The organism is Burkholderia sp. NFPP32, from assembly GCF_900119325.1.
GTDB lineage: Bacteria > Pseudomonadota > Gammaproteobacteria > Burkholderiales > Burkholderiaceae > Burkholderia > Burkholderia pyrrocinia_C.
This window is the reverse complement of record NZ_FPJP01000013.1, coordinates 15,956-30,618: the sequence shown is the minus strand read 5'-3', so window position 1 is coordinate 30,618 and position 14,663 is coordinate 15,956. Positions and strand designations below refer to the sequence as shown.

Sequence of the window (14,663 nt, the reverse complement as noted above, 5' to 3'; positions counted from 1 at the left end):
TCGGGCGGGGTGTACCGATGCGTTGGCCCGCGGCGCGACACTGTCCCGATACCCCGTTGAGTTCCGCCCCCGATTCGATTCCTGCGTCGCCCGTCGTGCGCCCGTCGGCCTGCCCGGGGCTCGTGCGCGTCGTCGCGGCCGCCGATGGCGGGCTGTGCCGGATCAAGCTGCCGGGCGGCCGGCTCGACGCGCGCCAGGCGCGCGCGATCGCCGCCGCCGCGCGCGCATACGGCTCCGGCGCGATCGACGCGACCAATCGTGCGAATCTCCAGCTACGCGGCATTCGCGACGGCGCGGCCGATGCGCTGACGCGCGCATTGCTCGACGCGGGGCTCGGCCCGCGCGCCGCTGCCACCGCAAAATCGACCGTAGACGCAACCGCCGATGCGGCTGCGCTCGCCGCGAGCGACGACGTCCGCAACGTGATGCTCAGCCCGCTCGCCGGGCATGACCCCGCCGCGCTCGTCGACAGCCGCGCGCTCGCCGTTCCACTGCTCGACATGCTGGCAAGCGAGCCGCGCCGCGGCGAGCTGTCGCCGAAATTCTCGATCCTGCTCGACGGCGGCGAATCGGTCGCGGCGCTCGATCATCCGCACGACATCTGGCTCGCCGCGTGGCGCCGCGGCGACGGCGCGGTGCGCATCGCGGCCGGGCTGGCCGGCTGCCCGCCGGTCGCACTCGATGACATGCCGGCTTCGGTCGATGTGTCGCTCGACCGGAGCGTCGCGCTCGTCCGCGCCCTGCTGCTCGCGTTCCTTGATCTCGCGCCGGCCGACGTCACGCGGATGCGTGCACTGCTCGCGACGCGCGGCGAACGCGCGTTGCTCGATCGCGCACGGCACTACCTGCCCTTCCCGCTCGCGGCCGATCCCGCGCTCGCCGGCTGGCGGCGCAGCCGTTCCGATTCCGCACTGCGTTTCGGCGCGCGTCCGTCGCTCGACGCGGCGCGCTGCAGCGTCGGCGCGCAATTCGTGCTCGGGCGGCTCGATGCAACGCAACTGGAACGGCTCGCCGCATTGGCCGAAGCCGACGGCGACGGCACGCTGTCGATGACGCCGTGGCAAGGCGTGTTCATCCACGGCGTGTCGCACGAACGCGCACCGGCCACGCTCGCCGCGCTCGCGTCGCTCGGCCTCGTCTGCGCATCGTCCGACCCGCTTGCAATGCTCGTCGCGTGCACCGGCAGCGCGGGCTGCGCAAAAGCGCACGCCGACACGAAACGCGACGCGCTCGCGCTCGCCGCGCGCATCGGCCATCCGGTCGACGTGCACCTGACCGGCTGCGGGCGCCACTGCGCGTTGCCGCATCCCGCTGCGCACACGCTGGTCGCGGTGGCGCCCGCGCACTACGACCTTTACCGGCGCGACGCCGCCGCGGGCCTCGGCGCCCCGCTCGCGCGCCATCTGACGATTGACCAGGCCGCGTCCCGACTGACGGGCGCACGGCATAGCCAGGACACCACCACCGATGCTTGACTACATTCGCGACGGGCAGGAAATCTACCGCCAGTCGTTCGCGACGATCCGCGCCGAGGCCGACCTGTCGCGCGTTCCGCCCGACCTCGAGAAACTCGCGGTGCGCGTGATTCACGCGTGCGGGATGGTCGATGTCGTCTACGACCTGCGCTTCTCGGCCGGCGCCGGCACCGCGGGCCGCACGGCGCTCGCGGCCGGCGCGCCGATCCTGTGCGACGCGAAGATGGTTGCCGAAGGCATCACGCGCGCGCGGCTGCCGGCCGGCAATCCCGTGATCTGCACGCTCGGCGAGCCGGAGGTGCCCGACCTCGCGCGCCATCTCGGCAACACGCGCTCGGCCGCCGCGCTCGAACTGTGGCGCCCGCATCTCGCGGGCAGCGTCGTCGTGATCGGCAATGCGCCGACCGCGCTGTTCCACCTGCTCGACATGATCGACGCCGGCGCGCCGCGCCCCGCGCTGATCCTCGGATTCCCGGTCGGCTTCATCGGCGCGGCCGAATCGAAGGCGATGCTCGACGCCGACAGCCGCGGCGTGCCGTACGTCGCGCTGCTCGGCCGGCGCGGCGGCAGCGCGATGGCGGCCGCCGCGGTCAACGCGCTCGCGACGGAGGTCGAATGACGACCGCACGCGGACGCCTGTTCGGGGTCGGCGTCGGCCCCGGCGACCCCGAACTGATGACGATCAAGGCGCTGCGCGTGCTGCAGGCCGCGCCCGTGGTCGCGTATTTCGTCGCGAAGGGCAAGAAAGGCAATGCTTACGGCATCGTCGAAGCGCACCTGCTCGACACGCAGACGCAGCTGCCGCTCGTCTATCCGGTGACGACCGAGGCATTGCCGCCGCCGCTCTGCTACGAGACGGTGATCGCCGACTTCTACGATACGGCCGCGGAAATCGTCGCGGCGCACCTCGACGCGGGCCGCGACGTCGCGGTGATCTGCGAAGGCGACCCGTTCTTCTACGGCTCGTACATGTACCTGCACGACCGCCTCGCACCGCGCTACGACACCGAGGTCGTGCCGGGCGTGTGCGCGATGCTCGGCGGCACGGCCGTGCTCGGCCAGCCGCTCGTCTATCGCAACCAGAGCCTGTCGGTGCTGTCGGGCGTGCTGCCCGAGCACGAACTGCGCGCGCGGCTCGCGCAAGCCGACGCGGCCGTCGTGATGAAGCTCGGCCGCAATTTCGACAAGGTGCGGCGCGTGCTCGACGAACTCGGGCTCGCGAAGCGCGCGCTGTACGTCGAGCGCGCGACGATGGCGAGCCAGCGCATCGTGCCGCTCGACGAAGTCGACCCGATGGCGTCGCCGTATTTCTCGCTGCTCGTCGTGCCGGGGGAAAAATGGCAAGGATGACGACTCCGCCCGCGATCGTGATTCTCGGCGCGGGTGCGCTCGACACCGCACGGCGGATCCAGGCGCGCTACCCGGGCGCCCGCGTGCACGGGCTCGCGTCGCGCGTCGATGCCGACGAGCCGTTCGACGAACTCGGTGCGCACCTGCGCGAACTCTATGCGCGCGGTTTGCCGATCGTCGCGCTGTGCGCGGCCGGCATCGTGATTCGCTGCCTTGCGCCCGCATTGGCCGACAAGGGCGTCGAGCCGCCGGTGCTCGCGGTCGCGGAGGACGGCTCGGCCGTCGTGCCGCTGCTCGGCGGGCTGACGGGCGTCAACGCGATCGCGCGCGAAATCGCCGATTGGCTCGGCGTCGCGCCGGCGATCACGACGAGCGGCGAACTGCGCTTCGGCGCATGCGTGCTCAATCCGCCCGAAGGCTATGCGCTCGCCGATCTCGCGCAGGGCAAGCGTTTCGTGTCCGACCTGCTCGCGGGCGCGTCGACGCGCATCGACGGCGCGGCGCCGTGGCTCGATGACGTCGCGCTGCCGCGCGACGACGCAGCCGCGCATGCGATCCGCGTAACGCCCGATGCATGGCGCGGCACGCACGACGAACTCGTGATCCATCCGCGCAGCGTGGTGGTCGGCGTCGATGCGCAAACCGTGCACGCGGACGAAGCGCTCGCCGCGCGCATCGAAGCCGCGCTCGACGCACAAGACCTCGCGCGGCTGGCGCTCGCGGCCATCGTCGCGCCGGCGTCGGTGATCGGCGAAGCCGTGCTGGAGGAAGCGGCGCAAACGCTCGGCGTGCCGCTGCGCTTCATCGATGTCGACCATCACGCGCAAGCCGATGCGGCCACGCTGCTCGGCCGCGCATTGCGCGTCGCGCACACGCTGCGCGCAGCGTCGAACGGGCTCGCATGCGCGGTCGCGTCGCATCCGGTCGATCCCGCCGCGCTCGGCCGTGCGCGCGGCCGCCTGACGGTGCTCGGCCTCGGCCCTGGCGGCGCCGCGTGGCTCACGCCGGCCGCGCGCGCCGCGCTCGCGGACGCGACCGACATCCTCGGCTACACGACCTACGTGAACATGGCCGGCCCGTTCCGTGCGGACCAGCGCGTGCACGGCACCGACAATCGCGAGGAAATGCAGCGTGCGCGTCATGCGTTCGAACTCGCGGCCGAAGGCCGGCGCGTCGTGGTCGTGTCGTCGGGCGACCCCGGCGTGTTCGCGATGGCCGCGGCCGTGCTCGAAGCGCTCGACGAGTCTCGCGATCCGCAATGGGCCGCGGTCGACCTGCGCGTGGAACCCGGCGTATCGGCGTCGCTCGCGACCGCCGCACAGGCCGGCGCGCCGCTCGGCCACGACTTCTGCGCGATCTCGCTGTCGGACAACCTGAAGCCGTGGGACGTGATCGAGATGCGCCTGCGGCATGCGGCGCAAGCCGATCTCGTGATGGCGTTCTACAACCCGATTTCGCTTGCGCGGCCGTGGCAGCTCGACCGCGCGCTCGATGTCGTGCGCGCGCATCGTGCGGCCGATACGGTGGTCGTGCTCGGGCGCGACATCGGCCGGCCGGGCGCGACGCTCGCGACGACGACGCTCGGCGCGCTGCGCAGCGACCAGGTCGACATGCGCACGATGGTGATCGTCGGCTCGTCGACCACACGGCGTTTCGCGATCGACGGCGGACGCGAGTGGGTCTATACGCCGCGCTGGTATCGCTGAACGCGGTCGGCGCGTGAACCGCCGCGCACGTCGGCATGCCCGGTGCCGGCCGCGCTGTCGGTTCGCCAGAAGCGGTACGCGAGCACGCCGACGATGGCCCGCGCAACGACGACGAACGCGACGCTGCCGGCCCATCCCCACCGATGCCAGCCGGGACCGGCAGGATCGCCCCGAAACTGCCGCCGAAGTAATAGCAGGACAGGTAGATGCCGAGCGCCGTCGCGCTTGCGTGCTCGCTGGTGCAACCTGCATCGGCGTAATGCGACGTGAGCGACGTAAGCGCCGCGCATCGGGCTTCATGCGATCGGGAAAATCGCCCGCGCGATGCATTGCGGAACGGTGTCGAATCGGCAAGATCGTTACGTATCGGGAATCAAATAACAAAAAGAACTCCTGACCATTCACTATTCGGCGCGAATCCTCCAAGATGAGCACGCCGCCGCTCGGGCATGCCCGATCGTCCGCCCGGCGGCGATACGCGGGCCAGCGTATCCCTCTTCCACTTGGAGAACACAATGAACAACAACGTGTTGCAGCGTTTCATCCCGCGTGCGCTTGCCGCGGGCTGTCTGCTCGCCGCCGCGAGCGTGTCCCACGGCGCCGGCGTCTATGCGCCGTTTGTCGACGTGACGCTCTATCCGACGCCGCTCGTCGACCAGATCGGCGTCCGGCAAGGCATCCAGCAGTTCACGCTCGCGTTCGTGGTCGCGGGCAGCGGCTGCGCGCCGTCGTGGGGCGGCGTGCAGCCGATCGGCAACGGCGCGAGCGGCGGCCTGCTCACCGCGCTGTCGACGTCGATCGCGAGCTACCGCGCGAAAGGCGGCGAAGTCGCCGTGTCGTTCGGCGGCGCGAACGGCACGCCGCTGATGCAGGCCTGCTCGACGGTTCCCGCGCTGAAGACTGCCTACCAGACGGTGATCGACACATACGGCCTCACGCATATCGACTTCGACATCGAAGGTGCGTCGCAGCAGGACAGCGCCGCGGTCGCGCGCAACTTCCAGGCCGTCGCGCAACTGCAGTCCGACTATGCGACGAAGGGCAAGCCGCTGCACGTCACGCTGACGCTGCCGACGATGCCGACCGGGCTCACACAGGACGGCGTGAACGTCGTCAACGCGGCGATCGCGAACAAGACGACGTTCGATGCCGTGAACCTGATGACGATGGACTACGGCCCCGCGAACATCGACATGGGCGCGGCCGCGATCAGCGCCGCACAGGCGCTGTATTCGCAGCTCGACACCGCGTTCAAGTCGGCCGGCCAGCCGAAGACCGGCGCGCAACTGTGGCAGATGGTGGGGGTGACGCCGATGATCGGCGTGAACGACGTGCAGGGCGAGATCTTCACGCTTGCGAACGCGCAAAGCGTGCTGAACGCGGCGGTCGACAACGGCTACGGGTTCTTCGGCAACTGGTCGGTCGGCCGCGACCAGCCGTGCCCGAACAACGGCGGGTATGCGTCGCCGACCTGCTCAGGCGTCGCGCAGCAGCCGTACGCGTTCGCGGCGATCTTCCGCAAGCTCGACGGCAAGTGGGGCGCGGGCGTCACGCAGGACCCGAACTACGGCGGCGGCTCGGATGGCGGCACGCCGCAGCCGGGCGCGCCCTGGGCGGCCGGCCAGGTCTATACGGCCGGAGCGACGGTCACCTACCAGGGCACGACGTACCAGGCGCAATGGTGGACGCAGGGCGACGTGCCCGGCCAGGCGGCCGTATGGAAGCCGGTTGGCGGCGGCTCGCCCGTGTGGTCGGCGACGACCGCCTACCAGGGCGGCACGTGCGTGATGTACCAGGGCGCGAAGTACTGCGCGAAATGGTGGACCCAGGGCGACAACCCGAGTGCCGGCGGCGTGTGGGTGAAGTCGTGATGACGCACCGCACCGGCGCATGATGCGCGGCGGGCCGTTTCCGGCGCGGCAGGATCGAATGCCGGAACGGCTCGTCACGCTTCGCCATGAAAAACACCCCAAAGGCTGGATCGGTGCTCGACCCTTGGGGTGCAGTTCAGACTGCTGGCCCGCTACTGGCCCTCGCGTGCCGCTACCCTACCCGCGCGCGTTTTCGGCCAGCAGCCGCGCCTTCACGTCGACGAGCAGCGCCGCATGCGCGTCGCGATGCTGACGGATCCGCTCGGTCGGCCCGACGACCGACAGCCCGTACCAGTCGCCGTCGAGTGTCAGCGCGACCGCGATCGCCGACAGCTCGGGCGCGCTTTCGCCGAAGTTCTCGGCCCAGCCGAGTTCGCGAAACCGTGCGGTTTGCGCGACGAGCGCCGGCAGGTCCGCGACCGTCGTGTCGGTGAAGCGCTCGAACGGCAACTGCGCGCCGAGCGCCTGCTGCGCATCGCCGGCGAGTTCCGCGAAGATCGCCTTGCCGATCGAGTTCGCGTGCAGCGGGCGCAGCTCGCCCGGCCGGCGTGTATAGCGGATCGCCTGCTCCGATTCGACGACGTCGAGGTACGTGACCGACGAACCCTGGATCTTGCCGAGCACGGCTGTCTCGCGGCTCGCGTCGCGCAGCGCGACGAGATGCGGATGCACGATGTCGACGACGGGATCGGTCGCGTCGATCGCGGCGGCGATCGTCTGCAGGCGCCGCGTCGGGTAGTAGCCGCCGCGCTTGCGCACTTCGTACAGGTAGCCGCGGCTCACGAGCGTGCGCGCCATCGCGAGGCAGCTCGACGCCGGCACGTTGAGCAGGCGCGCGAGTTCGGTCAGCGGCAGCGGCCGCCGTTCGGCGGCGAACAGCTCGAACAGGTCGAGCGTGCGGGCAACGAGTTTGACGTCCATGACGAGCGCTTGATTCGGAACGGGAAACCGCGCGCCGGGCTGGCCGCCGCGCGTCAGTACGACTTCGGCAGCCCGAGCACCTTCTCCGCGATATAGCACAGGATCAGTTGCGGGCTCACGGGCGCGAGCCTCGGAATCATACACTCGCGCAGGTAGCGCTCGACATGGTATTCCTTCGCGTAGCCCATTCCGCCGTGCGTCGCGATCGCCGTCTGGCACGCGTGGAACGCGGCTTCCGCGCCGAGGTATTTCGCCGCGTTCGCCTCCGCGCCGCACGACTGCCCCGCGTCGTAGCGTGTCGCGGCCTTCATTACCATCAACCACGCGGCCTCGAGCTGCATCCACGCCAGCGCGAGCGGATGCTGGATCGACTGGTTCTGCCCGATCGGCCGGCCGAACACGACGCGCTCGCATGCATATTGCGTCGCGCGGCGCAGCGCGGCCTGCCCGAGCCCGATCGCCTCCGCGGCGATCAGGATCCGTTCGGGATTCAGCCCGTGCAGCAGATAGCGGAAGCCGTCGCCTTCGCTGCCGATCAGGTCGTCGCGCGACACGCGCAGGTTGTCGATGAACAGCATGTTCGAATCGACGGCCTTGCGGCCCATCTTCTCGATCTCGCGCACCTCGACGCGCGAGCGATCGAGGTCGGTATAGAACAGGCTCAGCCCGTCGGTCGGCTTCGCGACCTGGTCGAGCGGCGTCGTGCGCGCGATGATCAGCATCTTGTTCGCGACCTGCGCGGTCGAGATCCAGATCTTGCGCCCGCTCAGCACGTAGTGATCGCCGTCGCGGCGCGCCTGCGTGGTCAGGTGCGTGGTGTCGAGGCCCGCGTCGGGTTCCGTCACCGCGAAGCACGCCTTGTCGCGCCCGGCGATCAGCGGCGGCAGGAAGCGCGCCTTCTGCGCGTCGTTGCCGAACACCTGCACCGGATTCAGCCCGAAGATGTTCATGTGGACGGCCGACGCGCCGGACAGGCCCGCGCCCGACGCGCTGATCGTGCGCATCATCAGCGCGGCCTCGGTCATCCCGAGCCCGGCGCCGCCGTAAGACGGGTCCATCGCGATGCCGAGCCAGCCGGCCTCGGCGAGCGCCGCGTGGAAATCGGCCGGAAACCCGCCCGCGCGGTCGCGTTCGAGCCAGTAGTCGTCGCCGAAGCGCGCGCAGATTTTCTCGATCGCGCTTTCGATCGCGCGCTGGTCGTCGGTCAGGTCGAATTGCATGGTCTGCTCTCCCGGAAAACGTGAACGGCCGCGCCGTTCTCAAGAAAACGCCGGGCCGCCCGAAGGAAGTCCCGTCGGGGGACCTGGCGCGAAGCGACAGGTCTGGGGGCGCTCATAACGGAAACACGCCCGTCGCGACCGCGGCGAAGACCATCAGCACGGTGGCGGCGAACAGGAACGGAATCGTGAATTTCTGGTGCTCGGCGAGCTCGACGCCGGTCAGCCCGACGATCAGGAACGTCGCGGGCGTGAGCGGGCTCACCGGAAAGCCCGTCGTCATCTGGCCGAGCAGCGCGGCCTGCGCCATCTGGATCGGCGGCACGCCGAGCAGTTTGCCGCTTTCCGCGAGCACCGGCAGCACGCCGAAATAAAACGAATCGGGGTCGAACAGCAGGCTGAGCGGCATCGACAGCAGCCCGAGCACGAACGGCATGTGGCGCGCATGCTCGACCGGCACGTGCGCGACGACGACTTCCGCCATTGCCTTCAGCATCCCGGTGCCGGACATGATGCCGGTGAACGCGCCGGCCGCGAGCAGCACGCTCGCCATCATCAGCGCGGCCTTCGCATGCGCGTCGATCCGTTCGCGCTGGGCCTGCACGTCCGGGTAGTTGATCACGAGCGCGGCAACCGTGCCGAGCATGAACATCACCATCGGGTCGACGATGCCCGACACCAGCGTGACGAGCACGACGAGCGTCAGCGCGAGATTGATGCGAAAGCGCCCAGGCCGGCGCAGCGCGCGTTCGGCGTCGGTCAGCTCGCGCGGCGCAATCGCGAGCGACGCCGCGCCGGCGCGATCGAGCCCGAGCCGTTTCGCCTCGCGCACGCCGAGCACGTACGCGGTGCCGAACACGAACGCGAGCCCGACGATCTGCACCGGAATCATCGGCATGAAGATCGTCGAGCCGGGAATGTGCAGCGCCGCCGACGCGCGCAGCATCGGCCCGACCCACGGCAGGAAGTTGACGCCGGCCGCCATCGACGCGACGCACGCGAGGATGCGGCGATCCATCCCGAGCCGCGTATAGAGCGGCATCATCGCGGGCAGCGTGACGAGAAACGTGACGGCGCCCGAGCCGTCGAGATGGATCAGCAGCGCGAGCAGCGCCGAGCCCATCACGATGCGCGGCGGATGGCAGCCGATCACGCGCAGCACGCCCGCGATGATCGGGTCGAGCATCCCCGCATCGGTGAGGATGCCGAAAAATAGAATCGCAAAAACGAACATCCCGGCGATCGGGCCGATGTTCTGTACGCCGTGCACGATGAATTTGCCGGTGGTCAGCCCGAAACCGGCCGCGAGCGACGCGGCCACCGGCACGACGATCAGCGCCACGAGCGGCGACAGCCGCTTCGTGATGATCAGGCCGAACAGTGCGACGATGGCGATCGCGCCGATCCATGCGAGCATGATGCGTCTCCTCTTCAGCCGGTGCGTCCGTGCGCGGGCCGGCGTGGTGTCCGAATTGGGGGCGTATGGCCCGCTCGGCCGTGCGCCGCCGTCGGGCGCGCGGCACGGCCGGCGGCCCGCTGCCGGTCAGTCCCGGCGGTTGGCGCGATCGTTATCGGCGTCGGCAAAAACCTGCGCCGCGTGTTCGTTCAGCGCGGGCGGCGGCCGCCGGTACGTGGCCGGCGTGCGGCCGAGCTTGATCGGCGACGCGATGCCGCGATGCCGGCCCAGCTCGACCTTCATCTGCCGATGCGCGACATGCGGATGGTCGAGCGCCGCATCGAGCCCCAGCACGGGCGCGCATGGCACGCCGCGGCGCATCAGTTGCTCGGCGAGCGCCGCGCCGTCGTGTCCGGCCAGCGCCGTTTCGACGAGCGCGCGCAGCGCGGCGCGGTTCGCGCTGCGCGCGCGGTTGTCCGCGAAACGCGGATCGTCGGGCCAGTCGCGCGTGCCGAGCACGTCGCACAGCGCCGCGAACTGCCCGTTGTTGCCGACCGCGAGAAAGATGTCGACGGTGGCCGTCGGAAAGCTGTCGTACGGCGTGATGTTCGGATGCGCGTTGCCGGTGCGCACGGGCGCGTTGCCCGAATGGAAGAAGTTCGGCGTATGCGGATGCAGGATCGACAGCGCGCAGTCGAACAGCGTCGATTCGACGAACTGGCCGCGGCCGCTCGCGTCGCGCTCGCGCAGCGCCATCAGCACGCCGAGCGCCGCGTTCAGTCCGGTCACGAGATCGACGATCGGAACACCGACGCGCAACGGCGCGCCGCCTGCTTCTCCGTTCACGCTCATCAGCCCCGCAAGCGCCTGCACGGCCGCATCGTAGCCGGGTAGCCCGCCGAGCGGGCCGTCCGCGCCGAAACCCGATACGCGGCAATAAACGAGCCGCGGAAACCGCGCATGCAGCGTGTCGAAGCCGAGCCCCCAGCGCTCCATCGTGCCGATCTTGAAGTTCTCGACGATGGCGTCCGCGTGTTCGAGCAGGCCGAGCAGCCGCTCGCGGTCGTCCGGTTGTGTCAGGTCGAGCGCGACGCCGAGCTTGTTGCGGTTCACGCCGAGGAAGTACGACGCGGTGTCGCCGTCGAACGGCGGGCCCCACGTGCGCGTCTCGTCGCCGGACGGCGGTTCGACCTTGATCACCTCCGCGCCGTGGTCGGCGAGGATCTGCGTCGCGTACGGGCCGCCCAGCACCCGCGACAGATCGACGATGCGCAATCCCGCCAGCGCGCCCTGCTGCTCCCGTTCCGCCATGTGTCCCGCTCCTGGTTCCGGTTGATCGGACTGCCGGTTCCGGCGGCCGGCGCCTGCGGCGCGACTTTCCGGATTCGGCGAATAATTCTTGTATGTGAATTTATATTCACACTCAGGAATTATGTTGTCAAGCCCGGATGCATCCGGCCGAAGCGCGGATAACGCAGCCGGGCGCAACGGGAGACGACACCGAATCCGCGCCGGTTGCGGCACCACCCAGCCCTTCGTTAAGCTGGCGGGCAACGTTCATCTCGAAAAAAGCAAGGCGGAATATTCATGAAACGGATCCTGCTGGCAGCCTTCATGCTGGCGTCGACGCTCGGTGTCGGACACGCGCAAACCCGGACTTTCCATTTCGGCGAAGGACAGACGCAGATGCCGGGCGCGGCGCCGCAGGCCGCCGCGCCAGCCGCACGGCCCGCGCCCGCGCGCCGGCACGTGACGGTGCCGCCCCATCACCGGCGCGCCGTTCACACGCGCCGCCATTCGCGCCACGTGAAGCCGACGCGCAGCGGGATCTACACGCACGCGTAACCTGGCGCAGGCGGCGCGATGCCGTGCACGGAACTGTCACGAACGGCCGGTATGATCGCTGCGGCTGCCTGCATGCCCGTCGCGGCCCGCTGCCGGATAACGAACCGCCGACGCATTTTCTCCACGATTCAGCACCTGTTTTGCCGAACATGAGTACCGGGCCGGACACCCTCGCCGTCATCAAGGAACGCGCCACCATCGTGTGCTGCCAGCGCAGCAGCGTGCTGCTGGTCGCCCGCACCGCGTCGCGCTGGTCGCTGCCGGGCGGCACGATCCGGCGCGGCGAGACGCCGCTCGAGGCCGCGCAGCGGGAGCTCGCCGAGGAAACGCGACTGGAGGGGCTTGCGCTCGACTACGCGGTGCAATTCGGCGGACTGACGAAGCTGCATCACGTGTTCGTGGCCGACGTGCCGGCGCACCTGACGCCGCGCGCGAGCAACGAGATCGCCCGCTGCAAGTGGTTCGCCGTCGACCGGCTCGAATCGCTCCGGGCGAGCGTGCCGACGCGCAAGATCATCGAGCTGCTGCGCCTCGACTGCTTCTCGGAAATCGCGAACGGCCCGCCGCGCTGACGTCGATGTCGCCCGCGCCGGTCACGCGCGCAGGAACGGGCCGGCCTTGCGTTCGAGCAGCACGACGAGTTCGGGCTGCATGAACGCATAACGGTCGGGGATATCGAGGCAGACGATCTTCTTGTGCTTCAGGTGAGCGCCGAATTGTGCCGACAGCCTCGCCTTGTGCGCGCGCTCCATCACGAAGACGATGTCCGCCCAATCGAGCTGCTCGGCGGACAGGCGCGTATCCGCATCGGGCGCGAGGCCCGCGGAGTCGGTCTCGACATCCGGCCACGCGGCGAATACCGCTTCGGCCGTCGGGCTGCGCAGCCGGTTGCGGCTGCAGATGAACAGTGCCCGTGTCATGCCGCTTCGCTGCCTGCCGGCCCGCTCGCCAATCACCCTTGCGGAATCGTGCCGGGCCGCACGTACGCGAGCATGTGCGGCACGTAGTCGGCCTTGCCGAGTTCGACGCCGTGATGGCGCAGGATCGCGTACGCGGCGATCGCGTGGAAGTAGAACTGCGGCAGCGCCCAGTCGCGCGCGTACTGTTCGCCCGTCATGTCGAATGCGATCCCGTTCGGCATTTCGAGCGCGATCGGCCGCGCGGCGCCGCCATCGAGCGCATCCGGCGCGAGTTCGCCGAGAAACGCGAGCGTGCCCGCGATGATCGCCTGCGCGTCGCTCAGCGAGCCGGGCTGCGCATCCGCGTTCCATCCGGCTTCGCGCAATGCCAGCAGCGCGGCCGGCAGCGGCTCGCCGCGCAGCCGGTAGACCGGCTCCATCGCCTGGAAGCACGAGAAGCGCACCTGTGCGGCGAGCGGATACATGTCGGCCGCCAGCTTCAGCGTCATCGCCGCATCGGGCTCGTCGCCCGCCGCCTGCCGGCGTGCGACAGCCTTGTCGAGCCACGCGGACTGCGCGCGCAGCATCTGGGTAAACGTCGGAACGAGAAGTTGGGTCGGCGACACGCGTGCGCTCCTGTGCAGTGGTTCGCGCCACGATAGCAGCGTCGGCGAAAACCTGCATCCGGACCAGGGCGAAGCACACGTTCCGATGCGGATCCTGCGCATGGCACGCGTGGCGCGTGCGAGCGTTTCCGTATGCGGAACGATCGATTGCGCCACGCGGCCGAAACGCGGCCTTACGGCTTGCCGTATCGCGCCAGGAACCGGTCGAGTTGCGATGCAAACGTCTTGCCGTCGCGCGCGCTGAACGGCGCCGGCCCGCCCGTGTCGATGCCCGTGCTGCGCAACTGATCCATCATCGCGCGCGTCGACAGGCGTTCCTCGATGTTCTCGCGGCTGAACCAGTTGCCGCGCGGGTCGAGCGCATGCGCGCCCTTGTCGAGCACGGCGGCGGCCAGCGGGATGTCGGCGGTGATCACGAGGTCGCCGGCCTCGGCCAGCTCGACGATGCGCGCGTCAGCCACGTCGAAGCCGGCCGGCACCTGCACCGCCTTGATGAACGGCGACGGCGGCGTGCGCAGAAACTGGTTCGCGACCAGCGTCACGCGGATTTCGGCACGACGCGCGGCGCGAAACAGCATGTCCTTGATGACGGCGGGACACGCGTCGGCATCGACCAGTACTTGCATGGCGGGTTTTCCAATGGGCTGAAGCAGAAGCGGCGATGATAGCGCACCACCGGCCGCGGCCCTGGGCCGACATACCGCCCGCTCAGCCCGATCAACCCGCGAGGCCCACGCAAAGCGCATCGGCCGTCACCCACTGCGCGCCCCACGCATCGGCCAGCCGTGCGCCCTGCCCGATCCGCACGGCCGCATCGTCGAAGTCGACGAACACGACGTGATCGGCCGCCGCGGGTTTCGCCGGCATCTCGCGCGTGCGCCCGTCGGACAGCACCCACAGCCAGCGCTGCTTGCCGGGCTCGCGCCGCGCTTCGCGCGCGAGCAACTGCGCGGCGGCCGCGATGCCGTCCGCGAGCGGCGTGCCGCCGCCGCCGTCGACCGGTTCGAGCCAGCGCGCGTTCCACCAGCGCGGCACGGCCGGGCCGAAGCGCCGCGCGGCGCCGTTGCCGCCGAAGCAGATCAGCGCGGTTTCGACGCGGTCGCGCGCGGCGCGATCGAAATACGCGACGATCAGCCCCTTCGCCAGCGCGAGCCGGTCGTGCGACAGCATCGACGCCGAACAGTCGAGCACGAAGCAATGCAGCGCGTGCGGCGTGCCGGCCCGTTTCCGGAAGCGCAGATGGCCGAGGTGGAGCGAATCGCCGCGTTTCGCGGCGAGCGTCGCCGGCCACGCAACGGCCGTACCGGCGCGCGCGGTGCCCGGCACGCGCGCGGCTGCGCCTGATTGCCATCGAGGA

General features: G+C 70.0%; 15 protein-coding genes. 7 read left to right on the top strand and 8 right to left on the bottom strand.

Annotated elements, in window-relative coordinates:
* The first annotated feature begins 95 nt into the window (after positions 1-95).
* The 5 genes from cobG to BT264_RS22860 all read left to right on the top strand — a co-directional run bounded on the left by cobG (position 96) and on the right by BT264_RS22860 (position 6,402).
* Positions 96-1,475, top strand: a complete 1,380-nt coding sequence (gene cobG, locus BT264_RS22880) for a precorrin-3B synthase (RefSeq protein ID WP_256260699.1) — start codon at positions 96-98, stop codon at positions 1,473-1,475.
* A complete protein-coding gene (locus BT264_RS22875) occupies positions 1,468-2,094 on the top strand; it encodes a precorrin-8X methylmutase (protein WP_072441020.1) in 627 nt (208 codons plus the stop codon). Before cobG ends, BT264_RS22875 begins: the two co-directional genes overlap by 8 nt.
* Positions 2,091-2,825, top strand: coding sequence for a precorrin-2 C(20)-methyltransferase (locus tag BT264_RS22870; RefSeq protein WP_072441018.1), 735 nt, complete (start codon positions 2,091-2,093; stop codon positions 2,823-2,825). Before BT264_RS22875 ends, BT264_RS22870 begins: the two co-directional genes overlap by 4 nt.
* Positions 2,822-4,531, top strand: a complete 1,710-nt coding sequence (cobJ, locus tag BT264_RS22865; protein WP_072441016.1) for a precorrin-3B C(17)-methyltransferase — start codon at positions 2,822-2,824, stop codon at positions 4,529-4,531. Before BT264_RS22870 ends, cobJ begins: the two co-directional genes overlap by 4 nt.
* 515 nt (positions 4,532-5,046) lie before the next feature.
* On the top strand, positions 5,047-6,402 hold the full coding sequence (locus BT264_RS22860) for a chitinase (RefSeq protein WP_072441014.1): 1,356 nt from the start codon (positions 5,047-5,049) through the stop codon (positions 6,400-6,402).
* A gap of 177 nt (positions 6,403-6,579) precedes the next feature.
* Here BT264_RS22860 and BT264_RS22855 read toward each other — a convergent pair whose 3' ends face one another.
* The 4 genes from BT264_RS22855 to BT264_RS22840 form a co-directional block, all read right to left on the bottom strand.
* Positions 6,580-7,323: an IclR family transcriptional regulator gene (locus tag BT264_RS22855; RefSeq protein ID WP_072441012.1), complete on the bottom strand. Its 744-nt coding sequence runs from the start codon at positions 7,321-7,323 to the stop codon at positions 6,580-6,582.
* Positions 7,324-7,376: 53 nt separating this feature from the next.
* The gene (locus BT264_RS22850; protein WP_072441010.1) at positions 7,377-8,543 is read right to left on the bottom strand and encodes an acyl-CoA dehydrogenase family protein; all 1,167 of its coding nucleotides are present in this window, start codon (positions 8,541-8,543) and stop codon (positions 7,377-7,379) included.
* A gap of 112 nt (positions 8,544-8,655) precedes the next feature.
* Positions 8,656-9,957: a CitMHS family transporter gene (locus BT264_RS22845; protein ID WP_072441008.1), complete on the bottom strand. Its 1,302-nt coding sequence runs from the start codon at positions 9,955-9,957 to the stop codon at positions 8,656-8,658.
* A 126-nt stretch (positions 9,958-10,083) separates the two neighbouring features.
* Positions 10,084-11,247, bottom strand: a complete 1,164-nt coding sequence (locus BT264_RS22840) for a CaiB/BaiF CoA transferase family protein (protein ID WP_072441005.1) — start codon at positions 11,245-11,247, stop codon at positions 10,084-10,086.
* 276 nt (positions 11,248-11,523) lie between these two features.
* On the opposite strand from BT264_RS22840, the gene BT264_RS22835 reads away from it, so the two are divergent.
* Positions 11,524-11,781: a hypothetical protein gene (locus BT264_RS22835; protein ID WP_072441004.1), complete on the top strand. Its 258-nt coding sequence runs from the start codon at positions 11,524-11,526 to the stop codon at positions 11,779-11,781.
* A gap of 149 nt (positions 11,782-11,930) precedes the next feature.
* Positions 11,931-12,353 (top strand): NUDIX hydrolase, encoded by a 423-nt coding sequence (locus BT264_RS22830; protein ID WP_072441002.1) that lies wholly within the window; start codon positions 11,931-11,933, stop codon positions 12,351-12,353.
* 21 nt (positions 12,354-12,374) lie between these two features.
* Here BT264_RS22830 and BT264_RS22825 read toward each other — a convergent pair whose 3' ends face one another.
* From BT264_RS22825 to BT264_RS22810, 4 genes are all read right to left on the bottom strand, one after another.
* Entirely contained in the window at positions 12,375-12,701 is a 327-nt protein-coding gene (locus BT264_RS22825) for a low molecular weight protein tyrosine phosphatase family protein (RefSeq protein ID WP_072440990.1), read from the bottom strand.
* Positions 12,702-12,733: 32 nt separating this feature from the next.
* Complete coding sequence (locus BT264_RS22820) at positions 12,734-13,306, bottom strand: DUF1993 domain-containing protein (protein ID WP_072440988.1); 573 nt, start codon at positions 13,304-13,306, stop codon at positions 12,734-12,736.
* Between the two features lie 173 nt (positions 13,307-13,479).
* Positions 13,480-13,932: a YaiI/YqxD family protein gene (locus BT264_RS22815; RefSeq protein WP_072440986.1), complete on the bottom strand. Its 453-nt coding sequence runs from the start codon at positions 13,930-13,932 to the stop codon at positions 13,480-13,482.
* A gap of 91 nt (positions 13,933-14,023) precedes the next feature.
* On the bottom strand, positions 14,024-14,632 hold the full coding sequence (locus tag BT264_RS22810; protein WP_072440984.1) for a vWA domain-containing protein: 609 nt from the start codon (positions 14,630-14,632) through the stop codon (positions 14,024-14,026).
* Positions 14,633-14,663 lie beyond the last annotated feature (31 nt).